This window comes from Nocardia sp. NPDC051570, assembly GCF_044454005.1.
Taxonomy (GTDB): Bacteria; Actinomycetota; Actinomycetes; order Mycobacteriales; family Mycobacteriaceae; genus Nocardia.
Map to the genome: position 1 here is coordinate 1 of NZ_JBITDI010000028.1, position 23,470 is coordinate 23,470.

General features: G+C 65.4%; 24 protein-coding genes. 11 read left to right on the top strand and 13 right to left on the bottom strand.

Going from position 1 to position 23,470, the window contains the following annotated elements; all coding sequences use genetic code 11:
- The 6 genes from ACIA76_RS40090 to ACIA76_RS40115 form a co-directional block, all read right to left on the bottom strand.
- A partial coding sequence (locus ACIA76_RS40090; RefSeq protein ID WP_397160198.1) for an SAM-dependent methyltransferase occupies positions 1-323 on the bottom strand: 323 nt, incomplete at its 3' end.
- A gap of 422 nt (positions 324-745) precedes the next feature.
- Positions 746-2,263 carry an adenylate/guanylate cyclase domain-containing protein gene (locus ACIA76_RS40095; RefSeq protein WP_397160199.1) on the bottom strand — a complete coding sequence of 506 codons (1,518 nt, stop codon included), beginning with the start codon at positions 2,261-2,263 and terminating at the stop codon, positions 746-748.
- A gap of 406 nt (positions 2,264-2,669) precedes the next feature.
- The gene (locus tag ACIA76_RS40100; RefSeq protein WP_397160201.1) at positions 2,670-3,245 is read right to left on the bottom strand and encodes a hypothetical protein; all 576 of its coding nucleotides are present in this window, start codon (positions 3,243-3,245) and stop codon (positions 2,670-2,672) included.
- 97 nt (positions 3,246-3,342) lie between these two features.
- Positions 3,343-3,975, bottom strand: a complete 633-nt coding sequence (locus ACIA76_RS40105) for an MspA family porin (protein ID WP_397160202.1) — start codon at positions 3,973-3,975, stop codon at positions 3,343-3,345.
- Between the two features lie 95 nt (positions 3,976-4,070).
- Positions 4,071-4,253 carry a hypothetical protein gene (locus ACIA76_RS40110; RefSeq protein ID WP_397160204.1) on the bottom strand — a complete coding sequence of 61 codons (183 nt, stop codon included), beginning with the start codon at positions 4,251-4,253 and terminating at the stop codon, positions 4,071-4,073.
- Between the two features lie 42 nt (positions 4,254-4,295).
- A complete protein-coding gene (locus ACIA76_RS40115) occupies positions 4,296-5,072 on the bottom strand; it encodes an SAM-dependent methyltransferase (RefSeq protein ID WP_397160205.1) in 777 nt (258 codons plus the stop codon).
- Between the two features lie 708 nt (positions 5,073-5,780).
- On the opposite strand from ACIA76_RS40115, the gene ACIA76_RS40120 reads away from it, so the two are divergent.
- The 7 genes from ACIA76_RS40120 to ACIA76_RS40150 all read left to right on the top strand — a co-directional run bounded on the left by ACIA76_RS40120 (position 5,781) and on the right by ACIA76_RS40150 (position 12,578).
- Positions 5,781-5,900 carry a keywimysin-related RiPP gene (locus ACIA76_RS40120; RefSeq protein WP_397160207.1) on the top strand — a complete coding sequence of 40 codons (120 nt, stop codon included), beginning with the start codon at positions 5,781-5,783 and terminating at the stop codon, positions 5,898-5,900.
- A 139-nt stretch (positions 5,901-6,039) separates the two neighbouring features.
- On the top strand, positions 6,040-7,902 hold the full coding sequence (locus ACIA76_RS40125; RefSeq protein ID WP_397160209.1) for an asparagine synthase-related protein: 1,863 nt from the start codon (positions 6,040-6,042) through the stop codon (positions 7,900-7,902).
- Between the two features lie 4 nt (positions 7,903-7,906).
- Positions 7,907-8,221: a lasso peptide biosynthesis PqqD family chaperone gene (locus ACIA76_RS40130; protein WP_397160211.1), complete on the top strand. Its 315-nt coding sequence runs from the start codon at positions 7,907-7,909 to the stop codon at positions 8,219-8,221.
- Complete coding sequence (locus ACIA76_RS40135) at positions 8,218-8,646, top strand: lasso peptide biosynthesis B2 protein (RefSeq protein ID WP_397160213.1); 429 nt, start codon at positions 8,218-8,220, stop codon at positions 8,644-8,646. The genes ACIA76_RS40130 and ACIA76_RS40135 overlap by 4 nt, the downstream gene beginning before the upstream one ends.
- Entirely contained in the window at positions 8,639-10,462 is a 1,824-nt protein-coding gene (locus tag ACIA76_RS40140; protein WP_397160215.1) for an ABC transporter ATP-binding protein, read from the top strand. Before ACIA76_RS40135 ends, ACIA76_RS40140 begins: the two co-directional genes overlap by 8 nt.
- Positions 10,463-10,566: 104 nt before the next feature.
- The gene (locus tag ACIA76_RS40145) at positions 10,567-10,944 is read left to right on the top strand and encodes a DUF6131 family protein (protein ID WP_397160217.1); all 378 of its coding nucleotides are present in this window, start codon (positions 10,567-10,569) and stop codon (positions 10,942-10,944) included.
- Between the two features lie 470 nt (positions 10,945-11,414).
- The gene (locus ACIA76_RS40150; protein WP_397160219.1) at positions 11,415-12,578 is read left to right on the top strand and encodes a GGDEF domain-containing protein; all 1,164 of its coding nucleotides are present in this window, start codon (positions 11,415-11,417) and stop codon (positions 12,576-12,578) included.
- A 99-nt stretch (positions 12,579-12,677) separates the two neighbouring features.
- Here ACIA76_RS40150 and ACIA76_RS40155 read toward each other — a convergent pair whose 3' ends face one another.
- The 7 genes from ACIA76_RS40155 to ACIA76_RS40185 form a co-directional block, all read right to left on the bottom strand.
- Positions 12,678-13,988, bottom strand: coding sequence for a cytochrome P450 (locus tag ACIA76_RS40155; protein ID WP_397160221.1), 1,311 nt, complete (start codon positions 13,986-13,988; stop codon positions 12,678-12,680).
- 19 nt (positions 13,989-14,007) lie between these two features.
- Positions 14,008-15,072, bottom strand: coding sequence for a terpene synthase family protein (locus ACIA76_RS40160; protein WP_397160223.1), 1,065 nt, complete (start codon positions 15,070-15,072; stop codon positions 14,008-14,010).
- A 17-nt stretch (positions 15,073-15,089) separates the two neighbouring features.
- Positions 15,090-16,280 carry a hypothetical protein gene (locus ACIA76_RS40165; protein WP_397160225.1) on the bottom strand — a complete coding sequence of 397 codons (1,191 nt, stop codon included), beginning with the start codon at positions 16,278-16,280 and terminating at the stop codon, positions 15,090-15,092.
- A complete protein-coding gene (locus ACIA76_RS40170; protein ID WP_397160227.1) occupies positions 16,280-16,597 on the bottom strand; it encodes a hypothetical protein in 318 nt (105 codons plus the stop codon). Before ACIA76_RS40170 ends, ACIA76_RS40165 begins: the two co-directional genes overlap by 1 nt.
- A gap of 662 nt (positions 16,598-17,259) precedes the next feature.
- Positions 17,260-18,162 carry a haloalkane dehalogenase gene (locus ACIA76_RS40175; protein ID WP_397160228.1) on the bottom strand — a complete coding sequence of 301 codons (903 nt, stop codon included), beginning with the start codon at positions 18,160-18,162 and terminating at the stop codon, positions 17,260-17,262.
- Between the two features lie 292 nt (positions 18,163-18,454).
- Positions 18,455-18,637 carry a hypothetical protein gene (locus ACIA76_RS40180; RefSeq protein ID WP_397160230.1) on the bottom strand — a complete coding sequence of 61 codons (183 nt, stop codon included), beginning with the start codon at positions 18,635-18,637 and terminating at the stop codon, positions 18,455-18,457.
- Positions 18,638-19,258: 621 nt separating this feature from the next.
- Positions 19,259-19,636: a hypothetical protein gene (locus tag ACIA76_RS40185; RefSeq protein WP_397160232.1), complete on the bottom strand. Its 378-nt coding sequence runs from the start codon at positions 19,634-19,636 to the stop codon at positions 19,259-19,261.
- A gap of 46 nt (positions 19,637-19,682) precedes the next feature.
- Here ACIA76_RS40185 and ACIA76_RS40190 point away from each other — a divergent pair, with 46 nt between their 5' ends.
- From ACIA76_RS40190 to recN, 4 genes are read left to right on the top strand one after another with little or no spacing between them, the layout of a single operon-like run.
- Entirely contained in the window at positions 19,683-19,904 is a 222-nt protein-coding gene (locus tag ACIA76_RS40190; RefSeq protein WP_397160234.1) for a hypothetical protein, read from the top strand.
- Position 19,905: 1 nt separating this feature from the next.
- Positions 19,906-20,718 carry a TlyA family RNA methyltransferase gene (locus ACIA76_RS40195; protein WP_397160236.1) on the top strand — a complete coding sequence of 271 codons (813 nt, stop codon included), beginning with the start codon at positions 19,906-19,908 and terminating at the stop codon, positions 20,716-20,718.
- A complete protein-coding gene (locus ACIA76_RS40200; RefSeq protein ID WP_397160238.1) occupies positions 20,715-21,713 on the top strand; it encodes an NAD kinase in 999 nt (332 codons plus the stop codon). Before ACIA76_RS40195 ends, ACIA76_RS40200 begins: the two co-directional genes overlap by 4 nt.
- Entirely contained in the window at positions 21,691-23,469 is a 1,779-nt protein-coding gene (gene recN / locus ACIA76_RS40205; RefSeq protein ID WP_397160240.1) for a DNA repair protein RecN, read from the top strand. Before ACIA76_RS40200 ends, recN begins: the two co-directional genes overlap by 23 nt.
- Position 23,470: the final 1 nt, after the last annotated feature.

The window sequence follows — 23,470 nt, forward strand, 5'->3', positions numbered from 1 at the left end:
CGCACCGCCGGGTGACCGAGCACGGTCAGCGGGCGGAAGATGTCGGCTTCGACGATGCTGGTCCGGGTGTTCTCTTCCAGCAATACCCGCGCGTGGGTGAGCACCATCGGGTCGTTGTCCACATAGACCACCCGCGAATTCGGCCTGATCCGCTGTACCACTTGGTGGGTGTTCTCCGAGGTCGGCAGTCCCGAGCCGAGATCCAGATACTGCTCGATCCCCGCCTCGTGCGCGAGAAACCGGCAGGCCCGGATCAGGAAATCCCGGTTGGCCCAAGCCAATTCGGCGACACCGGGCGCCTTCGACGACAAATCCCGCGACACCAGCACCCAGTTGTGGGCCTCGCAGCATCGCCCTGTGGTGGGTGCTGCCGCTGGTGCAGTCGTCGCGGCGACGGTGACGATGGCCAGGAGACTCAGGCGATGACTCCCTTCCTGCTCGCGCGGTCGATGGTCGACATCACCTACCTGGCCATGGCAAACCTGTTCGCCGACAGAGCAGTTCAGTCGCCGAGGAATCGACAAGCGGCAATCGTGATTCGCGTTCTCGGCATTCGCCACCTACTGCAGGCGGCCGTCACCGCGCGCACGACCAATCCCGGCGTACTAACCGCCGGAGCCCTCGCCGACAGCCTGCGCGCAGCAACCTCGCTCCTCGCGGCCACCGACCCCGGCTCCGCACTCCCGCAACGCTTGACGCACTTATCGCTGCAGCCCTCGCCGTCGCTGAGACGCCCGAGGCAGTCTCAGCGAGGTGTGGGTATCTGTATGCCTGGTTTGATCGAGGGTGCGTATATCCGGACCAGCTGCGACTTTCCTTTCAGCGGCACCGGTTCGCGTTCGACCCAGGCGTGGTCGTCGTGCAGTTGTGTCCAGGTCGAATGGGTGATGAGCAGATCGTCCCCGGTTTGCCGGGTCGCCGCCTCGATCCTGGCCGCGGTGTTGACGGCATCGCCGATCACGGTGAAATCGACGCGCCCGCCACCGCCGATCGTCCCCGCGACGACCTTGCCCGAGTTGATGCCGACCCCGACCCGCAGGCCGGCAGCGCCGACGTGCACGGCATCGACGATCTCGAGGCCCGCGGCGACGGATCGCTGGGCGTGGTCGTCGAGGCGGTCGGGGACACCGAACACCGCGAGCAAGCCGTCCCCGATGAACTTGTTCGCGTGGCCGCCGTGGCGCAACACGATCGGCACGATCGTGCCGTAGAGCTCGTTCAACGCCGCCACCACGTCGCGCGCATCCGCGGTTTCCGCGAAGGCGGTGAAGCCGCGCACGTCGGTGAACAGCAACGACACCTCCACATCGGCACCGGCGAGATCGATGCCTTCGCGCAGCACGCGCTCGGTGAGTCCGGGATCGACGAAGGCGCCGAACGCGGCACGCAGCCGTTCCCGCTCGGCCAAACCGTCTGCCATGTGGTTGAACCCGGCTTGGAGCAGGCCGATCTCGCTGCCGTCGTCCACCTCGACACGCGCGGTCAGATCACCGGCTCGCAACCGTTGTTGCGCCACCCGCAGCGCTGTCAGCGGATCCGCGATCGAGCGGGCGGCGTATCGCGTCGCGGCGAACCCCACCAGCAGCCCTGCCACGGCCAGGAATACGGCCGCCACAACCACGCGTTCCCGGCCGGAACCGACACCGCTGAGGTCGAGGACACCGAGGACCGCGATGGCCAGCAGCGGAAATCCGCAGCCGAGCGCCCACAGGGCGGTCAACCGCAAACCGACTCCAGGAGAACGAGATTCCGGCGGCTCCACGTCGGCGAGCGCCAGGGCGGTGATCGGACGCATCACCCGCTCCACCATCACGTACGCCATCCCGCCGCACGCGACTGCGGCTGCCGGTACGGCGAGGACGGTCGCGAGAACAGCCACCGGCGACACGGTCGCCCCGACGGCACCCGCAACGACCATGCCGAACGCCCAGGCGACGAGCGTTCTGAGCGCCCACTGGCGGGGATACCCGAGGACCTGCTCGCGCTCGGCGCCCGTCGGCGGACGGCCCTCGGTGAGCCACCGCGCGATCGGGGTGAACGGCCGCCACCCCACCAGCCATCCACCGATCACCGACGCCGCGACGACGAACACCGCCATGACCCAAATCTCACGGCTCTGGAGTTTGGCCACTTCCCCAGCCGAGAACTGGCCCGGTGCCAGGAACAAAAGGAACCCGGTGAAGATGACCGGAACGATCAAGTTGACCAGGACCGCGATCGCGGCAAGTCGCGTTCGCACCTGCACCGTGTTGCGCACAGACATGGGCTCAGCCTCGCATCCGTGGAGTTGTCTCGCGCCGAATCCGCCACCGCCGCCAAGCTGCTGTCCTGCCGCCGCGGCGACCCTGAGTGATGTCAAATTTCGTCTGGACAGATCGCCGTTCGGGGCAGCGAGTGGCATCCCACATTCGGCTGCAACCGGTGTCGGAATTCATCTGTCCAGTTGTCCCCGACACCACACATGGTCAGCGCATCGGAGATCAACTCGGGAGTCACCCATCGGGTCATCGCCCCCAACCACACATGATCCGACAACCCGGTCCAAGGATGCATGACCGATACAAGATCGCACCACCAACATGTCATCACGACCACGACGAACCACTTGCGATGTCAAGCAACGGCATTGCAGTTACTGGTGAAGTTCTGGTCGTCATGCCGACGAACTATCAGCTCTTCCCAGTAAGCCGATTTGGTTTGTACCAGGGAGGTGTTACGAGTCCAAGCGCGGCGTAGCCGGTCAACAGGATCCCGACACCCGGACCAACAACGGCGCTCGGGGCTACAGTCGAAGTCAGACCTGTGATTAGGCCAGCGATCGTGACCAGGCAGGTGAGAACGCTCAGAGGCCGGAGGCCGGGATCGTTCAAAGGTGCTGCGAGCGAATAGAAATGCACCCCGACCACGCCTGCAATGGCGACCGGAATGAATGTCGGGTTCCCGGTCATGCCCAGAACAGCTGCGAGAAGTCCGGCTACGGCGAACTCGGTGCCGACGATTATGCCCTGGCGGCGGCGTGCTGCGGGATCCTGCACAGGTACGTCAGCGGACCGATTGCGGAAACAGACTGCGGCACCTGCAATTCCAACGAGCCCGGCAACTGCCGCACCGATGTCGAGCCAGACCTTCAACCACCCAGGCGGAGCTTCTTGCCCCCATTCGAACCAAATCAGGCTGAAGAGACCGAAGATCACCGCCGTAATGCCTTGCGACAGCCGCGACCGTCCACCGCTGAGCGTGTCCATCCGATCCCCCCTGGTTCCCAGGCTACCGGAAACGTCAGTCTTTCAGCGGTTTCGGTAGTCCCACCGAAGTCGATTCCGGTGGTCTCGAAGGGGCCTGCTAGTTGAGGTGGGTGGGGTCGCCGTAGATGGTGTCGCCGTCGTTGGTTTCCGGTGTGGTGATGGTGATGGTGGTGTAGGAGCGGATGGCTGCGCCGCCGAGGCAGCCGTTGAGCATGAGGTGGGTGTTGCGGTGGGTCAGGTATTCGGCGGTGTCGGGTGTCAGTGGCCGGGTGTCGCCCTGGACGTCGGCGATTGCTCCGGGTGCCAGGGTCACGGTGAGTTCGGGTCCGGCATCGAGTTGGGGGCCGATGGTGATGGAGGGGGCGACTCCGCCGCCGAGGGTGAGGCCGGGTGCGATGCCGAGTTGACCGAGCAGGCCGACGGAGACGGCGGTGAGGTTGACCGCGCAGCCGAGGAGGTACCCGGTTTTGAGTGTCCCGGTGCCGGGTCCGGTGATGTGGCCGTAGCTGGTGTTGCCGACGAACATCTCCAGCGAGGTCGGTGTCTGGTTGAGTGCGGGTACCTGCTCGATCGTCTCGTCTTTGTGGCCGACGGTGAATTGTGTTCCGGTCGGGGTGGTGTCGACGCGTTCGTGGGGCGCCAACGCCACCGGTTGCGCGGATGCCGGCACTGCCGACGCCAACCCTGTCACCGTCGCGGCGACGGTGATTGTCACTGCCTTGACCCACACGGCCAATTCCTTTCTGTCCAGCTCTTTCGGTCGAGCCGGCATTGAATCCTGTAACCGGAAGTCCCGGAACAGATCTCGGGAATACCCTCGCCCCGTCAGTGGTGTGCTGGGGTGGGGGTTGTGGTGGTGTTGGGGAGTTTTCGGACGGCGTGGGTGCCGGTGGTGGTGACGGCATCGGGGCCGATGAGGTAGAAGGCGGGGAAGGTCTGGCTGCCGAAGGCGGTGGTGGCCGCGCCGTCGGCGGCGGGTTCACAGACCGGGGTGAGTGCATCGAGCACCCGGGAACACCAGCGCGTCCACCCCGACCACCACCAACTTGCCTACTGACGTCCGGCCGGGGCCAGCAGTAGGTCGACCCATCCGATTACGCCCCGGTAGAGGCGCAACCACTGGTCGAGTGCTTTGGCTGCCATGTCATGAACCTCTGAAGCGGCTGGGTCATCGGAGTTGTCCAGTGCCCAACGGTTCGCCGCTCCGACTGTCGTCCACCAATAGTCGTCGTGTTCGTCAAGTCTGCTGACGTGGCCGTAGACCGGCAACCAGCCTGCCTTGGTGACGAGATCGGTCGTACCACGCAGGTCGAGGCACTCCTCGCGGACTCGAGGCTGAATGTCCAGTATGTCCTGATGCGGTTCGCGCTCCCAGAAGTTGTCCCCGGTGAGTATCAGCCCTCCGGGGCGAACGTACGGCCCGGCGAGGGCGAGCGTGGATCGCAGCCCGCCGAGGAAGGAGCTGACGCCCACGCACAGGACCAAGTCGTAGCGGTCGCCCGGCTCGAATGTGGTGACGTCGCACTCGTGGAAGCGAACTCGCTCGGCGACACCGTCTGCCGAGACCGCAGTGCGGGCGATAGCCAGTGCCGCGGCGGAGATATCGATGCAGTCGGCGATTGCCGTGGGATAGTGCCGCAGCGCTCGCCGGGTCCATCCCGCGGCGCCGCAGCCCAGGTCGAGAATACGTGCCCCGTCCGGTAACGCCGCCCGCCGCAGCAGGAGATCAGCGCTGGCGAGGCTCACCGGTGCGCAGATCGGGTAGTCGGCGTAGGTGTAGAAAATCTCGTCGTAGCGATCGTTGGACAATAAGAGCGATTTCGCCATACCGGCATGATAATGACTACTCGCGCACGACCGGACCATTCTGAGCGTTTGGACGCAGACGCCAAGTTTACTGTCCCGGCATTGGTGTAATGGGCTTCGGCGCGAAGCGGAGTACGATACCATATCCCGTTCACGACTGCTACGAAATGTAGCCGATAAATGTACGGAAAACTGGACGGTTAGCCCCCCTCATAAAAGAACCGAATGGTCGGGCAAAGGGTAACCGGGCGTAAGCGACGGAGCTGATCGATAGTGGTATAACACGCTTCACGTGCAGGGGAGCCGGCAAATCACGATACGAACTCGACGGTCCATTATTGGTCTGGTTGATAAATTCTTTCCAGCCAGCCTTGGGCCATTTCACAGTCCCCGCTCGAAGGTACTGTCGGGCATTGATCGACATATTCGCCACGACGCTCCGGGGCGTTGACATTTCGCATGGACCGGACATAAGGTAAGAATGTACGGAGTTGCTCGGCCAGTGGCCGATCTCGACCGGTAGAGGGAGCCGCTGAATGAATCAGCTTGCGGGCCCTGAACAGTGCAGAGTCCGCATCAAGGTATAGCTGACCGCGATATGGCGGCACCTATTCCGGAGGTTTGCGCGCACCCTCTCCGTTTATGACATTTCCGTTGACGTATCAGATATGGGTTCCGCCTGATCCCATTCAGGCGGCAATTCCTAGTACGAGAAAGGAGGTGAAAGGTATGCGTGAGACTTATGAGCGTCCGACTCTTCGGGCGATTGGCTCGTTCGTCGAGAAGACAGGGGCTCTCGTCGCGGGCGCCCACGATGGCGTCTTGGTGTTGCGACTAGACGCGCAGTGAACCTCTGACGGCGAGATGAGACCGCAGCCACAAATCGTGGCCGGCCACCGACCGTCGTCACCGAATTGGATCGACTTGTGGCGGTGGTAATCTTTTCCGCTTCCGCCGCCATAAGTCTCGATGAATTTTACAGTTCGCCGTGGAAAGCCGATCGACCGTGATCAATCTTGCCGTACTGAATACCCTGCCGTCGTGGTTCGTCGTTCTTCCCGATCACCCATCGGCTACTGCACTCGTCTCCGCCTTACGTGTCCAGGCGACCCGGGAGATCAGCCATCCCTCGGGGCGCCCCTGGCTGCTGGGGCGCCTGGCCGACGGTGCCGTGACCATCGGCGAGGCGGGAGACACCAGGATCGCGATGTTCGGGCAACACGCGGTCACGACCGACCAGCTCATCCGGGCAGCAGGGCGGGTCCGCACGGTCGCCGACGTCGATCGATTGGCGGCCTCGGCTGCGGGTAGTTTCCATCTGGTGGCCTCGGTGGCCGGCCGGGTGCGGGTACAGGGGACCATCGGTGCGCTTCGGCAGGTATTTCATGCCCGGGTGGACGACGTAGACGTCGCCGCGGATCGGGCCGACGTCCTGGCCGGAATGCTCGGCGCGGAGATCGATGAACAGCGGCTGGCAAGCTATCTGCTCGATCCGTTTTCGCCATACCCATTGGGCGGTACGCCCGTCTGGCGTGGTGTCACGCTCGTACCGACCGCTCACTATGTGGTGCTCGAGGCGAAGCAGCCCGCGCGGACGATCAAGTGGTGGTCAGCGCCGGAGCCGCTCGTGCCGATGGCTGAGGGCGCGCCGGTGTTGCGGGACGCGCTGGCCGCCGCGGTCGAGGTGCGGGGGCAGGGCCGCACACTGCTCAGTTGTGACCTGGCCGGACTGGACTCGACATCGCTGTGCTGTCTGGCCGCCCGCGGACGGGCCGAAGTTGTCGCCTACACCGGAACGGGACACAGCCCACTGAGCGAGGACGTTGCCTGGGCGACCCGCACGCTCGCCGGATTGGGCACCGTCGAGCATCACGTCATCTCGAGAGACCGGGTGCCGCTGCTGTACGACGGCCTGCTGGACATGAACGATCCTTTGGATCATCCGTGCTCGGTCGTCGTTGATCGCAACAGAGGCCTGCTCGTCGTGCGCCAGGCAGCCGCTCGTGGCTCGCGGCTGCACTTCGCCGGCTTCGGCGGGGACGAGCTGCTGTCCGGCTCGCCCGCGTATCTGCACGGGCTGATACGCACCCACCCCGTGGCCGCCTGGCGGGACATCCGCGGTTTCTCCGCTAAGCGCCGGTGGCCCCGACGGCTGGTGCTCCGACAGCTGTGGGACACCCACGGCTACGGGGCCTGGCTTGCCGGGGTCGCCGACAACCTCGTAGCGCCTCGGGCCACGGAGCAGACGCCAAGGCTGAATTGGGGACTGCCGTCGCGACTGCCGCCCTGGGCCACCCCGGCCGCGGTCGCCGCGGTGCGAGATCTGATCCACGCCGCGGCGCGTACCGCTGAGCCGCTGGCACCCCGGCGCGGGGCACACAGTGAGCTGAACAATCTGCAGATCACTACCGGCATCTTCCGTCAGTACAGTCAACTGGTCGAGCGGCTCGGGGTCACCCTCGCCCTGCCCTATTACGACGATCGGGTCATCGAAGCGGCTCTGGCCGTGCGGCCGCAGGATCGAGTATCGCCGTGGCGGTACAAACCGCTGATCAAGGAAGCGATGCGCGGCATCGTCCCCGACGAGACCCTGACCCGCCAGACCAAGGACATTTCGACCTCCGACGAGGTGAATGGGTTCCGCCGTCACCGCGGCGACCTGCTGGCGTTGTGGGAGGACTCGCGGCTGGCACGGCTGGGCCTGATCGACGCCGCGACGCTGCACGAGCTGTGTCGTGGCCCCCTACCGGCGCAGCTGGGCGAAGACTCGCTCCGGCAGACCCTGGCGTGTGAGGTATGGCTGCGGTCGTTGGAAGGTTCACCGGTTCCAGTAGAAATGGTTGAGGGCTGACGATATGACATTCACACTGCGTAACGGCGTTTTCGTCGCCGAAACCGACGATGGGGTCGCACTGCTGGACGAGGACAGCGGTCAGTACTACGACCTCAATTCCACCGGCGTCCTGATTCTGCGCAGTTTGCTGAATGACGGAACCCCTGACCACGCGATTCGGGAACTGACCGAGCAGTACGAGGTCGACGCGGACACCGCTCGCCACGACGTGGCGGACCTGATCCGCGAGTTGTGCTCGACGGGATTGGTCGTGCGTGAAGTGCCCGCCGAGCCGACCCCGCGTCACCGATGGGCGATACGGAAGGGAACTTCATGAGCGCGCCGGAAGCGGTGAGGTACCAACCACGTTCGGTGCCGTTGCCACGCCGGATCGTCGTCCGGCTGGTGGTGTTGGCCGCTCGACTGCTCGCGACTCGCTCCCCGCGACGTATTCGCGGTGTACTGGGTTGGCTGAGTCGAGGCGTCCCCCCGGCCAGTTTCGAGCAGGCTATTACCGCGCGCCGCACCGTGGTGGCGGTGAGCCTGGCATGTGCAGGCCTCAAAGGATGTGTTGTCCGGTCGCTGGCCACGGCATTGCTTTGCCGATCCCGAGGGCAATGGCCGGTCTGGTGTGTCGGAGCGCGACGAGTGCCGCCGTTCGACGCACACGCCTGGGTGGAGGCCGAAGGAGCCATGGTCGACGAGCCCTACCCGCCGGACTACTACCGCGTCTTCTTCACCGTTCCGCCACATCGTGGCTGACGCGGCCGGCGAGCAGGACACGACCGGCCGCAACAGGGCCCGGCTGCGTGACTGGTGGCACCTCATGCGCGGACAGCACCGGTGGATAGTCCTTGCGGTGATGTTGACATTGGCCGGCTCGGCGCTGGGCTTGGCTCAACCCTTGCTGGTGAAGCACGTCATCGACGGGGCGACTACCCGCATCCCCTGGACCACTGTTGCCGGGCTGATCGTCTTGTTCGTCAGCCAAGCGTTCATCGAGGCGGTCGCTCAGTATGTGCTCGCCCGGACCGGTGAGGGCATCGTGCTCGGTGTCCGGCACGGTTTGATCCAGCATCTGTTGCGGCTTTCCATGCCTGCCTACGACCGGTACCGGATCGGTGATCTGATCTCCCGCACCGGCACCGACACCGCCGCGCTGCGCCGGGTCATCGCCGTGGGTTTCGTCGGCGTGATCACCGGCGGCATCGGACTGGCCGGCACGGTGGCGCTGATGATCTGGCTCGACCCGGCGCTTTTCCTGATCATCGTCGCTCTCGTCGTCGTGGGTGGACTCATCGTTGCCTGTGTGTTGCGCGGGATCCGGTCGGCCTCGCTGGACGTCCAACAGTCGACCGGCGCGTTGGCCGCGGACCTGGAGCGCGTGCTGGCAGCGATCCGCACGGTCCGTGCCAGCCGGTCCGAGGAACGCGAAACCGACCGCGTGACCGGGCGAGCCGAAGATACTTACACTGCGGCTGTGCGGATGGCCAAGCTGGACGCCGTGATCGGCCCGGCCAGCCAGCTGGTGGTCCACGGCTCGTTCCTCGTGGTCCTGCTCGTCGGCGGTGTTCGGGTCGCCACCGGAACCAGCTCCGTTGCCGACCTGGTCGCGTTCATGCTCTACCTGAGCTACTTTGCCGGCACGATTGGCTCGATGTTCCAAGCGGTCAGCACGATACAGCAGGGCGCAGGCGCTCTGCACCGCATCAACGAGGCCCTCGCCCTGCCCCGCGAACCCGACGGCATCTCCGTCGCGCCGGCGCGACACGCCAATGGCAGTGCGGGCGTAGCGGTTCTGAGAGACGACCCCCCGGCGCGTGTGCACCCGGTGTTGGAGTTTCGTGACGTGTGGTTCGGCTACGACGCCCGGGAACCCGTGCTGTGCGGGGTTTCCTTTCGCGTGCCGCACCGGGGTCATGTCGCCTTGATCGGCCGCTCGGGCACCGGAAAATCCACGATCTTCGCGCTCGCCGAACGATTCTACGATCCCGATCGAGGCCAAATCCTATTCCACGGCAACGATATTCGCCTCAGGAGTCGCTCCGGCCATCGAGCCGAGATAGGACTCGTCGAGCAGCACGCCCCGTTGCTGTACGGCACGTTGCGAGACAACATTACCTACGCCGCCCCGGACGCACCCGATGACGAGGTTGCGCGGGTGATCGAGCTGGCGAACCTCGGCGAGCTGATCGCCGGACTACCGGATGGGCTCGGCACCGAAGTCGGCGAGCACGGTATGAAACTCTCCGGTGGCGAACGTCAGCGGATCGCCCTGGCCCGTTCGCTGTTGACCCACCCCAGCCTGCTGCTGCTCGACGAGCCGACAGCCCATTTGGACCCCGTCAACGAGGCAGCGCTGCACCGCGCAGTCGACCGGATCGCCACCGAATGCGCCCTGTTGGTCATCGCGCACCGATATTCCACGGTACAAGCCGCCGACCACATCATCGTCCTCGACCACGGCACGGTCGTCACCGCGGGCGATCATCGAGAACTACTGACCACCAACGAGTACTACCGAGCCCTTGCTACCGGATGGCTCAGCCACCCGAGCAGCGATTTCCGTTCGGGCTGACGCGAGCGAGGGATATGTGCGGGTGCGCGCAATCGAAGCGGGGCGGGGCGGGGCGGGGCGAAATAGGGTGTCCCGGTGGTGATTTCGTCCGCTGACGGCTGGTCGTGGACGAATCACGCTGTGCCACTACAGAACACCATCGACCGCCAAGCCTTTTCGGCCGATCGGACCGAATCCGCTTGTCCGGCCTTCCACGTCCGATTGTCGCCGACCGAACACACCTTTGTCGCCAGATCCGACCAGTTCCCGGGAACTGTCATGTCGCGACAGCGGCTCCTCGCTGGCCGCCGTCGACAGCCTCCTGGACAAAATCTCTTGCTCTGCTCCGAGCCCCGACCGGAGACATCATCCTGATCATCGGTGCGGTGCTGATGATCGCGGGGATGACCGGACACGCAGTCGGCGGCCGACATCACTACTGCCGACCGACTTTCGGCGCAGCTGCGCGACAGCGACTGCACCACAATCTGATTCGAAGGTAACCACCCGAAACCCACACCAGAAGTACAACATTCAACCGAGATAGAAGTACTTCCCGTCATCCACAGGTCCTGATCATTGCTCAGTGAATCAGTGAAGCATCGCTACCGGCACTGCGACCGACCGTTGGAGTACATCCCTCTCGAAGGCCGCATCATCCACATCGAAAATAAAACTTGCCATAAGGGATCTCCCGGATGTTGCCGACCAACGGGCGCCAGAGTATTCGGTCGGCGGGTGGGATCTCGAGGCGGAGGGTTGACGGGCGCTGCTGGCCCCGCGTGTGGGCAACAGGCCGACATCTCGACCAATGCGCAGCCGCTCTGTGCTACTCGGCCAGACAACCGTTGGCAATCAAACCGACTGACCAATACACTGGCCCAAGTGACCTGGTGAGATTCCAACGACGCAGTCTCGCGCTAGGCGTTAGGGAAGGATTCGGAATCTTCTGTCGACGCTAGGTGGTGGCCCGATGTTCGAGGCTTTCCCGTCGCTCAAGGCGTGGTGGCGAGACTCAGCGGACTACTACTGGCTGGTCCACACACTCGTATCCCACTCGGCACTGCGCTGGATGAGGCTGATCATGGCCTCCGGCGGCGTTTTGATGGCGGCCATCGGCATTGTGACGGTGCTCTCGCCTTACGGCCCGCAGTCCGGTTTCGGTATGACGGTTGACTTGATCGTCATCGGCTTCGCCGTGTTCTGGGCATTTCGCTGGGGGCTGCTGCCGTGGCCCAGCGCGACGGAATCCCTGGTGTTGATCGGTGGCGCCGATTTCGCCATCGCGGTGACGTGTGCGCAGGCCACCGACCGCGTGTACGGTGCGACCGGACTGACTCTGCTGGTGGTCACCGGCGGCTATCTGACGTTCTTCCACAGCGCCAAAGTGCTTGCGCTGCACACCTTCTGGTCGCTGCTGTGGGTACTGCTGCTGTCGGTACGGATGGTGATCGAGGGGAACGACGCGTATGCGGCGATCGGGGTAGATCTCACCAGCGTGGCCACTATCGCTGTCGTACTGCCCATGCTACAGATGGCCTACTGGTTGCTGCGGACGGAGTCCCGGTCGGACCCGCTGACCACGCTGGTCAATCGGCGCGGTCTGGAATATCAGCTGGTCAAGATGCTGCAAGGCGATCCGCCGGTCGGCGTCATCAGCCTCGATCTCGACCGGTTCAAGACCGTCAACGACACTTTCGGCCACCACATCGGCGACGAGGTTCTGGTGCGCACGGCGCAGCGGCTGCGGGACGCGGCTCAGCCGCATGCGGTGGTGGCCCGCGTCGGCGGTGAGGAGTTCGTCGTCATCGGACACATGTGCGCCGCGACCGCATGGGTCGAGGCGGAACGGCTCCGCGGCGCCGTCTCCGAATCCAACGAACCGGCGATCACCGCCAGCGTCGGTGTCGCGGTCTACGACGGTTCGGGTACCAGCGCCTTGCACCGGCTCACCGCCGATTACCTGCTCAATTGCGCCGATAACGCAATGTATGAGGCCAAGCGCTGTGGCGGAAACCTCGTCGTGCTGGACGAATTGACCGTGAACGAAACAGGCCCCGTCTCGCACCAGAAGGTGTCGGGGACGGGGCCTGCTGCGAAGTCGGGGATCAGGATGCGGCTTCGTCCAGCTCCATGATGACTGGTATCGGTGGATGCTGCTGTGGCCGCGATGTCCAGGCTGACTCCATCGGCGGGGCATGGTTGGAATCCTGAGTCGGTTCAGGAGCCCAGATGGTCAGTCCCGTGCGGTGATACGGATGCGGGCGGCGTGTGGGCTGAGTGCGGCGCTGCGGGCGGGTTTGATGGGGCGGCCGGTGGCCGGTTCGAGTTGCCAGCGGGCGGCGATGGTGGCCAGCACCAGGATGGATTCGGTCATGGCGACAGAATCGCCGATGCATTTGCGTGCCCCGGCGCTGAACGGGACGTAGGCGTCGCGGGCGGGGTCGGTGTCGGCCCATCGCTGCGGTCGAAACTGTTCCGGGTTGGGGAACAGGTCGGGTCGGTGGTGCAGCAGGTAGGCACTGACGATCATTGTGGTGCCCGCCGGCAGGTGGTGTCCGCCCAGTTCGGTATCGGTGGTCGTTTGTCGGGTCAGCAGCCATGCCGGTGGGTAGAGCCGTAGGGTTTCGGTGATGATCTGCCGGGTCCATGGCAGGCTGTCGGCCTGCAGGGGGCGGTCTGCTGCGTCGACCTCGGTGTGGAGTCTGTTCTGGATATCCGGGTATTCGCTCAGTAGCTGCCATGTCCAGGCGAGCAGGTTGGCTGTGGTTTCGACGCCGGCGATGAAGAAGTTCACCACTTGTTCGAGCAGTTCGTCGTCGGTCCAGCCGGTGCCGTCGTCGTCTGCTGCGGCGACGAGCATGGACAGCAGGTCACCATGATCCGTGCCGTCGTGTTTCGCCGCGGTAATCATCCGGGTGAGTGTGCTACGCAGCTGGTCTCGTGTTCGGTTGTAGCGCCGGTTGCCCAGGATCGGCAGTCGGCGTATCGGTCCTGGCTGCAGTATCCGCAGATACCAGCCGCGAGCCAGTTCCGCGAATCCGGCATTGAGCGCATCGAGTTCGGCCGCGGTGATCCGATCGCCGAACATGGTCGCGGCCGTGATCTGTGCGGTGACCGCCGTCATTTCGCGTACCGGGTCGAGTACGGCGCCGGGCTGCCAGGTGTCGGCGTACGCGGTGATCTGATCGAGCATGATCCGCGCGTAGTCGGGCATCCGGCTGTGATGGAAGGCGGGCTGGGCAAGTCGCCGATCCCGCAGGTGCTTGACGTGCCGGCATGCTATCAGGCCGTCACCGAGTACCTCCCGCCCTTGGTCGTAGAGGAATCCGCCCTTGTCGAACACGTTGTCGCGCAACATGACTTGGCGGTGTAGTTCCGGATGGCATACCACCACGGCGCGGATCGGACCCAACCAGATATTGACCAGATCACCGTGTGCCGGTAGCGAATTCAAGAACCGTAGAGGGTCTCGCATCATCTGCAGCGTGTGCTGCACCGGTGGCAGGATCGCTGGCACCGTGGTCCTGGTGAATTCCTGTGCCATGACCGAGACCTCCGTGTGCTCAGTGATCGAATTCTTCCCGTGGCGTGTGGACTGTGGGCAGGTATTTGATGGTCACCGGGCCGGGAAGAACCTGGCTGCCGTCATGGTCGAGACCGTGGTACCTGGTGGTGCGTTGGCACCAGCGGAGGTTCGCGGAGGCGAGGAAGGCGAGTCCGTCCACGAATGCGATGACGTCGGCGTTGTCGCCGATCGCGTTGCGGCGGATATCGTCTCGGACCTGTAGGTAGTCCTGCTCGGCCTGGTGGATCAGTGCGACGACCTTGTCGACGGCGGCCTGCAGATCCATCCGATCGTGTCGGATCAGTTCGATGATCGCGTTCGTGGATTCGTTGGCGCTGAGTTCCTTGACCAGCGAGTGGCAGTCGTTGGTCAGTGCCACGTGCCAGACGGTGTGATTCTGGGCGGATCGGATCAGCGGATGGTCGGCGAGTGCGCCGAGGTCGATGCCGAGCGAGAACTCGAGATGGGCGACCATCCACTGACGGAAATGGACCTTCACGCGCCGCTCGGCGTAGCTCTCGAGGTCCAGAGTCTCGTTGCGGTGACGGCGGATTGCCTCCTCCAGAAAGGCATCGGCCACGTCCTGCCAGCCAGCGCGCAGGCGGACTGCCAGACCCGGTGATGCGTGGGCTGTGCATGCTTGCAGGGCTTCGTGCACGAAGAAGAACTCCGGGTCGGCCTCGGGTAGTGGGGGTTCGCCGGCGAAGATCGCACTCCAGCGCGCGTGGTGTTCCCTGGCTGCGGAAAGGTTGTCCTGGAGGCCGGGTTTGCTGAAGGAGTCATCGAGCAGGGTGGCCGGAAGGATCGAGTCGCACAGGGCTTGCACTCGGTCCTCGAGGGTGCGGGGAAATCCCGTGCAGGCGTAATGCGGATGTCCTTGGCCGAGATAGCGGTCGGCGCGGTCCTCGTCACCGAAGTACGCGATCAGGTAAGGGCGGGCGAAGGCGTTGGCGTGTTCCTCGAGTTCGCCGCACCGGGGGTGGCAGTCTTCAGGGAGGTCGGTGCGGATCTCGGGCAGGTGGTAGACCGTGCCGGCCGGGATGGTGAAGTTGTAGGTGTCCACGGGTCCTCCTGACAAGGTCACACCAGGGCGAGTTGGTCGATCCGGGCGAGGGCGGTGCGGTGCAGGACGGGCACGAGCGTGCGCAGGCAGTACAGCGTTTTGCCCAGCCACAGGGGGATCTCGCGGGGTGGGTGCGTATCGAGGTAATGATGCGCTCGTCGGAGGGCATCGGGAACCGGGCCGGTGGGTGCGCCGGCGGCCAGACCGAGTACGGCATACCCGGTTTCCTCGGCCGTCGAGCCGTGCACTCCCCAACCTCCGTCGGTGTTGTGCAGCGCCAGCAAGCGGGCGGTCGCCGTCGAGCGAAGATCGGTGGCCAGCGGATGGTCGATACGTGCCGCGACACGGGCCAGTTCACCCATCGCGTACACCGGAGACACGTGCCACTTGCACAACGCAATACCGTCCCCGACGACTGCACGGGTCAGCCAATCCAGCACCCGGGTCAGTCGATCGGTGCGGTCCTCCAGCGCCAGTACAGCGGCCACATGGATATTGGTGCTCAACGACGCGTCGTGCTCGAACAGAAATGTGCGATAACAGCCCTGCTCGCTGAGGTAGAGCTGCTCGAACTTGGCCGACGACGGGGACGGTAGGCCCAGGATTCGGGCGGCCAGGATGGCGCAGGCGGTGTTGTCCACGTCGCCGGGGATGGTGGTGTCGCCTGCCGTACCGATCGAGCCCATCAGCCCGGAGGGGTGATTCAGGTCGGCACGGAACAGATCCGCCACTGGCGCCGGGACTTCCGGCACACCCCCCAACTCGTGTTCGAACATGGCGGTCCACGACGTAGTGAAGTGCGGCACCCAATCCAGATATCCGATCTGTGCCGCCCGCCGTGTGTGCAGGTACCCGCGCAGTCGCTCGACCCGCTCGGTCGCCACCGGCTCGCCACGCCGCTCCACCTCGAGAAGGAACAACGCCGAGGCGCCCGGCGCGTTGGCGATCGAGCCGTTGGCCGTCTGGAACGCCGCCAGGAACTCACCGACATCGATATCGGTGTCCCCGAACACCCGCTCGGCGCAATACCCGGCGATGGACCACTCCGGATCCAGGAACCGGTCCCACGCCCGCATCCGTGTCCACTTGGCGGCTTCCCGGTCCACGACCGTCCGCACCGCAGCTGGATGCGGGGGAATCGGCCATCCGCGGTGGCCGCTGTACCGGTCCAGCGCCTCTACCAAACCCCCGAACGTCAGCGTTTCCATCACACCGCCCGGCACAGCGGGAACCAGGCCGGCAACGCCGCCACAGCCCGATCGGCAAGCTCGAGCCGTCCGGCATTGCGCATCGCCACCGCCGCCGAATACGTAGACAAGTACGCGTCATACCAATTCACCGTTACCGGCGGCCCCCACGCCGCGTCGGTCGCGCGGTGGTGGACAAGCCACTGCACGCAGCTGTCCTGCTGCGGACCCGGAACCAGGGAGACAGCGGCGATGTCATAGACCGAGGCAGACAAATCACAAGTCGTGCCGCCCAACGACTCCGCACCACGTTCGGTGGGGATCTTTTCAGTGACCATCTCGCTCCTCCGACACATGCACCGGTCGCTGCGGGCGGGGCATCTCAACCTTCCGCTCGCGCGAGCCGACCCCACCCGATCGGCCCACCGGGCCACCTTCGCTGCTCGGCCACTGTCATCTCAATCCGCGCCTCACCACCAGCCGCACGTGCCGACAACAGCGCTAGCGCCGGGCGAATCGCTTTACCGCCCTGCCGGATTGGGCGGCCATCGGTATCCGACCAGCCGATGTGGTAGCGGGCGACACGGGCCAAAGGCGGTGGCAGCTCGTCGATGACCGCTCGATGCGCCGGTCCCACCAGATGCCGCACCTCATCGAGGACCTGGGTGATCGAACGCAGATCCGACTCCGCCTGTCGCCCTGGAACCGTTGCGGGGCCACTGGTCACCGCTGGACCACTCGCCACCATAAGCTCCCCCTGCCGCACGTAAGAAGGGAATAGTCACGGCGGAGCCGGTCACCACTGCCAGCTGTGACAGTCCAAAGGCACTGTGCGAGAGCGAATGCAGGCGCCACCGAAACTCACTGAACGCCAGTATCCAACATCCGGGCAGCTCGCGGAAGCTATTGCAACGCATCGGGTCCCGCCACGCGTGATGACGAGCGAGGCGGCCGGACCGCCGAGGACGATGACGCCGATCGCCAGGCGGCCCTGCGGGTACTACACCCTCGGTGCAGCCATCACGTCTTGTCGGTGGAAGTCCGCGATGGCGTCGGCGATCTGTGTGGGAGAGTCTTCCTGGATGTAGTGGACTCCGGGGACGGTCACCTCACGTTGGTGTGGCCAGGAGCGGCAGAATTCGCGAGGCGGGCCGGTCAGCATCATGCCGGGCTCGGCGTTGATGAATAGTTTCGGCACTGTGCTGGCGGCGAGCCAGTCGGCGTAGTCGGCGACGATGGCGCAGACGTCGGCGGGGGCGTTGTCGATGGGCATTTCCCGTGGCCAGGTCAGGGTGGGACGCCGGCTCTCGCCGGGCTCGGTGTAGGGCCGTCGGTATTCCTCGAGGGCGACCGGGTCGAGGGGGCGCAGGACGGAGCCGGTGAGGATACGTTCGACGAACAAATTGTGGTTGAGAATCATGTCCTCACCGGCGTCGGACCGGAATTCCTGGAAGATCTTTCGTGCGACTGCCGGAAATTCGTCCCAGGTCATCGGGCGCACGATTGCCTCCATATAGGCGATTCCGGCGATCCGGTTGCGGTGCCGATTCGCCCAGTCGAAACCGAGTGCCGAGCCCCAATCGTGGACAACGAGGACTACCCGGTCGCCGAGGTCGAGGCTGTCGAGTAGCTCATCGAGGTAGGTGCGGTGCTCGACGAACCGATAGCGGCCCGGCCCGGAGTCCGACAGTGGCTGCGAGTCGCCCATTCCGATCAAATCTGGTGCGACACAGCGCGCCTGGGTACGCAAGCTCGCTACGATGTTCCGCCATAAGTACGATGAGGTCGGGTTGCCGTGCAGAAACACCAGCGTCTCGCGGTGGCCGCCGGGGTTGCCGGTGTCGACATAGGCCATCCGCCGACCTAGAACCGTCTTGAATTTCTTGTCGGTCTTGTTCCCCATTTGTGGCATCTCCTCCTGTGGTCAGTCGACGGAGTCCGCTTCGACCGTGCTGGTCGGGCTGAGGTCGGCCGCAAATTGTCGGCACACGCGAAGGATCTTGTCCGACGGTGGCTCCTGCCTCCTCATCCGCCAGTCGTCTCGATCCAGGGCCGTTCATCTTCAGCGGTGGGAAGAGCTACCCGAATACGCACAGCCTCGGCGAGGTGTCGATAAACGATCGGTCCTGCACACCTCGGGCCCTCGGCCGGATCCGCTGTATGCGAACACCTTCGGCGATTGCTGCCGGTACCCCTTACAACGCACCGCTGCCAAGTAAGAAGCCGAGACTGACGATAATTGCGGCGGGATAAGCGAGCATGGAGAGGATGGGGCCGCCCGGGAAGAACGAGAGCACTGTAGCGATCGCCGGTGTAAATGCAAGGGTCGCGATGGATAACACTAAACCCGATCCTAATAATCCGTCGAACTCTCCCATTTCGTCCTCCTTCCTGTTCGTCGCTTCCGAAACTATCGAGCTGGTGAACGCTCAAAGTGCCGTACAGCAGTGAACCGGGCGGAGGCCCCATCACCCGGGCAGAAAGGACGTGCCCCGCTGCGCTGACGCATAGGAACTATCCTGAGCGAGGCTACTACATGTGCGTTCGGTCCGTTATGGGTATTTCGATAAGTTGAAAACGTGCCGGTATCCTGGAGTCGCGCGTCCTGGTTCACGCAGATACAGGTATGTATGTTCCGCCACTGCGAAGCAGCGGAACTCGTCGGTCCGTCGTGTCTAGCGCGTGATTCCGCCGAGCCACCCCGGACGCTGACCATGGTTGAGTCGAGAGAGCGGGTAGCCGCGTGGCGCGCGTTGGTCATCCGCCCAGATCTGTTGGTAGACACGGCTTCCCAACGCGCGCATGTGCCGAATACCGTGCGTCCGCAGTATTCGGTCTACGGTCGGGCCCGACCGAATACCCCGGGTGCGATGCTCGGCTCCGAGTGTCGCGAACATCCGCCCTTCGTAATGCGTCGGGCTCGGCCGCACGTAACCGGACCCGGCAGGCTGGATTGTCCCCGGGTTCAGAGTCGGTGCGGATCAGGTCGTCGATCGGTTTCAGTGTGCTGGGGAGATTTGGAAGTTCTGTGCTGGGATGCTGTCGGTCCATCGGCCGTCGATCGCGAGCCCGGTTGCGAGGCGGCCGATTTCGTCGGCGGCCATGACGCCTCGTTCGCCTTCGGTGGCGATGATTGTGTGTTCGTCGAGGTGGTCGATGTAGGGCAGGCCGCTGGCGGTCATCGAGATCAGGCAGGGTTTGGTGTGGCCGGATCCGAATGGGTAGCCGGGGAACAGTTCGTCGAGCAGGGTGCGGGACTCGGCGATGTCTTGGTTGACAGTGCGGAAATACGAACCGGAAATCGGGGTGGGGCTCGCCCCGAAACCCGCCTGGTACGTGTGTTCGAATGCGAACTCCGGTAGCGTTGTCGGCACCATGACTACGCCGATTCCTCGTCCGCACGCATCCGGGCCGAACCCGGGGATGCCAGTGCCGGGTCAGCATCTGCCCGGGGCCAATCCGGTGGAGTTCGCCGATCCGGCGAAGGTGCGCGCGGAGGTCGACGCGCTGCTGTCGGAATTGACTGCGGGAGCCCGCAATTCGGATCCCGAGCAGGCCGGCGTGGACATCACGCGGCGCGCCCGCATCCTGGAGCAGGCACACGATGTGCTGGTCCAGGCCCTGGCGACGGTGGACAAGATCTGAGGTGGCCAGGCGGGCTCGGGTGGACGCCGAACTGGTTCGCCGCGGATTGGCGCGATCGCGAGAGCATGCGGTCGAGCTGATCGGCGCGGGCCGCGTCCTGATCAACGGCACGGTCGCGTCGAAGCCGGCGACGGCCGTGGAAGCTGGAACCCCGCTGCTGGTGCGGGAGGAACCCGATGAGGTGCGGTGGGCCTCGCGCGGCGCGCATAAGCTGCTCGGCGCGCTCGAGGCCTTCGAACCGCGGGGGTTGAGTATCGCGGGTAAGCGCTGCCTCGATGCCGGGGCGTCGACCGGTGGGTTCACCGATGTGCTGCTGTCGCGGGGTGCGCGCGAGGTGGTCGCGGCCGATGTCGGCTACGGCCAATTGGTGTGGCGGCTGCAGAACGACGAGCGGGTGCGCGTCGTCGATCGCACCAATGTCCGCACCCTCACCACCGATGTCATCGAGGGTCCGGTCGAGGTCGTGGTGGCCGATTTGTCGTTCATCTCCCTGGGATTGGTGCTTCCGGCACTGGCCCAGTGCTGCGGGCCCGACGCCGATCTGGTGCCGATGGTGAAACCGCAATTCGAGGTCGGTAAGGAACGAGTAGGCTCCGGCGGTGTGGTGCGGGATCCGGCTCTGCGCGCCGAGGCCGTGCGCGAGGTGGCGGCCGCGGCGGCCGGACTCGGCCTGCATACCCACGGCGTGGTCGCCAGCCCGCTGCCCGGACCGTCCGGCAATGTCGAATACTTTCTGTGGTTGCGCACGGGCGCCGCGCCCGATGTCGACGTCGCGGCCCTGATCCAGCAGGCGGTCGAGGAGGGTCCGCAGTGAAACGCGAGATCCTGGTCGTGGCCCATCCCGGTCGTCCCGAGCTCATCGAGACCGCCCAGCGCGTGGCGAAGATCTTCGCCGATGCCGGAATCGGGTTGCGGCTGCTCGAGGACGAGGCCTACAGCACCAAGATCGACTGTGAGGAATCCGCTGAGCCGGACGGTTATCCGGTGCAGGTGGTCGAACACGGACCCGATGCCGCGGTCGGCTGCGAGATGGTGCTGGCCCTCGGCGGCGACGGCACCTTCCTGCGCGCGGCCGAGATGGCCCGCCCCGCGCGGGTGCCCGTCCTGGGAATCAATCTGGGCCGCATCGGATTTCTGACCGAGGCCGAGGCCGAACATCTCGACGATGCGCTGGCCCAGGTGGTGCGCGGGGATTACCGGCTCGAGCGGCGGATGACGATAGATGTCAGTATCCGGGTCGATGATGTCATCGTGGAACGCGGATGGGCCCTCAACGAGGCCAGCATCGAAAACGCCGCCCGGATGGGTGTATTGGAGGTGGTCCTGGAGGTCGACGGCCGTCCCGTCTCGCAGTTCGGCTGCGACGGGGTGCTGATCTCGACCCCCACCGGATCCACCGCCTACGCGTTCTCGGCGGGCGGGCCGGTGGTATGGCCCGAGCTCGAGGCGCTGCTGGTGATTCCGAGCAATGCCCATGCGCTGTTCGCGCGTCCGCTGGTGACCAGTCCCGATTCGCTGATCGCCGTGGAAACCGTTGCGATAGGCCATGACGCGGTAGTTTTCCTGGACGGTCGGCGCACCCTCGCCCTGCCGAAGGGTGCGAGGTTCGAGGCGGTCCGGGGGTCCGAGCCGGTGCGCTGGGTGCGGTTGGATTCCGCGCCGTTCGCCGATCGGATGGTGCGCAAGTTCCGGTTGCCCGTGACGGGCTGGCGGGGCCGCCGACCGGCACGGTCGGATGCGGAGGCGGCAGCGGGCGAGGTCGAATACGGCCGAACGGAGAGCACGAGTGCTGACAGAGATCAGGATTGACGGCCTTGGCGTCATATCCACCGCCACAGCGCAATTCCATGCGGGGCTGACATGTCTGACCGGTGAGACCGGCGCCGGTAAGACCATGGTGGTGACGAGTCTGCATCTGCTCGGCGGCGCGCGGGCCGATGCGGGCCGGGTCCGTCGCGGTGCCGCCCGGGCGGTGGTGGAGGGCCGCTTCACCCTCGACGAGGTGCACGACAATGCCCGCGACGAGGTCGAGAAGGTGCTGGAATCGGCTGGGGCGCAACGCGACGACGACGGCAGTGTGATCGCCGTGCGCACGGTCTCGAGCGACGGGCGATCGCGCGCGCATCTGGGCGGGCGCAGCGTGCCGGCGGCCGTGCTGAGCGATTTCACCACGCCGCTGTTGACCGTGCACGGCCAGAACGATCAGCTGCGGCTACAACGCCCCGATCAGCAGCTGCGGGCGCTCGACCAGTTCGCGGGCGACGGCGTCGCCGGGCTGCTGCGCCGATATCAACTGGCGCGGCGCACCTGGTTACAGACGCGCGGCGAACTGCTCGAACGCATCGCGCGCAGCCGCGAATTGGCGCTCGAGGCCGACCGGCTGAAGTACTCGCTGAACGAGATCGACGCGATCACACCGCAACCCGGCGAGGACGATCGCATCGTGGCCGAGGTGCGAAGGCTCTCGGATCTGGATTCGCTGCGCGAGGCCGCGACCGCCGCGCATGACGCGCTGGCCGGTCCGGCCGATGCGCCGGGGGAGGGTTCGGGCGCACTGGATCTGCTCGGCACCGCGCGCGCCCGGCTGGATTCGACCGACGATGCCGCGCTGCGGGAGCTGGCCCCGCGCCTCGGCGAGGCGATTTCGGTCGTGGTGGATCTGACCACCGAACTGAGTGCCTATCTGTCGGATCTGCCGTCGGATCCGAGCGCGCTGGACTCGCTGCTCAACCGCCAGGCCGAGCTGAAGACGCTGACCCGCAAGTACGCGCCCGATATCGACGGCGTGCTCGCCTGGGCCGACGATGCGCGCGGCCGATTGGATTCGCTCGATGTGTCCGAGGAGGCGCTGGCGGGGCTCGCCAAAGAGGTTGATGTCGCGGCCGATCAGGTGCGCGAGACGGCCAAGAAGCTGACCGCCGCGCGTACCAAGGCCGCCAAGAAGCTGGCCACCGCGGTCAGCGCCGAACTCGGCGGGCTGGCCATGGGCCGGGCCACACTCGAGGTGGAGGTGCGGCCGGTGCCCGCGGGCGCACAGGATTCGGCCCCGATCACGGTGGGCGGCAAGGATTTACACGCGGGTTCGACCGGTATCGACGAGGTGGAGTTCCGGCTGGCGGCGCATTCCGGCGCGCAGTCGCTGCCGCTGAGCAAGAGCGCCTCCGGCGGTGAGCTCTCGCGGGTGATGCTGGCGCTCGAGGTCGTGCTGGCCAGTTCCGACCACGGGACGACCATGGTTTTCGACGAGGTCGACGCCGGTGTCGGCGGCCGCGCCGCGGTCGAGATCGGCCGTCGCCTGGCGCGGCTGGCCCGCACCCACCAGGTCATCGTGGTCACCCATCTGCCGCAGGTCGCCGCGTTCGCCGACACCCACCTCGTGGTCGACAAGGTCGACGACGGCAAGGGCGTCAACAGCGGCGTGCACGCCCTGGCCAACGACGAGCGGGTCAAGGAGCTGGCCCGCATGCTGGCCGGTCTCGATGACACCGAGACCGGCCGCGCCCATGCGGAGGAACTGCTCGAGACCGCCCGCGCGGAGAAGGGTGCCGCCCCGGCGGCGGGCTGAG

Bases quoted from the DNA above. Each gene is read 5' to 3' on its own strand.
- ACIA76_RS40170 (WP_397160227.1), bottom strand. From the start codon at position 16,597: ATGGTCACTGAAAAGATCCCCACCGAACGTGGTGCGGAGTCGTTGGGC.
- ACIA76_RS40120 (WP_397160207.1), top strand. From the start codon at position 5,781: ATGCGTGAGACTTATGAGCGTCCGACTCTTCGGGCGATTGGCTCGTTC.
- ACIA76_RS40135 (WP_397160213.1), top strand. From the start codon at position 8,218: ATGAGCGCGCCGGAAGCGGTGAGGTACCAACCACGTTCGGTGCCGTTG.
- ACIA76_RS40190 (WP_397160234.1), top strand. From the start codon at position 19,683: ATGCCAGTGCCGGGTCAGCATCTGCCCGGGGCCAATCCGGTGGAGTTC.
- ACIA76_RS40155 (WP_397160221.1), bottom strand. From the start codon at position 13,988: ATGGCACAGGAATTCACCAGGACCACGGTGCCAGCGATCCTGCCACCG.
- ACIA76_RS40115 (WP_397160205.1), bottom strand. From the start codon at position 5,072: ATGGCGAAATCGCTCTTATTGTCCAACGATCGCTACGACGAGATTTTC.
- ACIA76_RS40100 (WP_397160201.1), bottom strand. From the start codon at position 3,245: ATGGACACGCTCAGCGGTGGACGGTCGCGGCTGTCGCAAGGCATTACG.
- ACIA76_RS40150 (WP_397160219.1), top strand. From the start codon at position 11,415: ATGTTCGAGGCTTTCCCGTCGCTCAAGGCGTGGTGGCGAGACTCAGCG.
- ACIA76_RS40130 (WP_397160211.1), top strand. From the start codon at position 7,907: ATGACATTCACACTGCGTAACGGCGTTTTCGTCGCCGAAACCGACGAT.
- ACIA76_RS40095 (WP_397160199.1), bottom strand. From the start codon at position 2,263: ATGTCTGTGCGCAACACGGTGCAGGTGCGAACGCGACTTGCCGCGATC.
- ACIA76_RS40180 (WP_397160230.1), bottom strand. From the start codon at position 18,637: ATGGGAGAGTTCGACGGATTATTAGGATCGGGTTTAGTGTTATCCATC.
- ACIA76_RS40165 (WP_397160225.1), bottom strand. From the start codon at position 16,280: ATGGAAACGCTGACGTTCGGGGGTTTGGTAGAGGCGCTGGACCGGTAC.
- ACIA76_RS40175 (WP_397160228.1), bottom strand. From the start codon at position 18,162: ATGGGGAACAAGACCGACAAGAAATTCAAGACGGTTCTAGGTCGGCGG.
- ACIA76_RS40185 (WP_397160232.1), bottom strand. From the start codon at position 19,636: ATGGTGCCGACAACGCTACCGGAGTTCGCATTCGAACACACGTACCAG.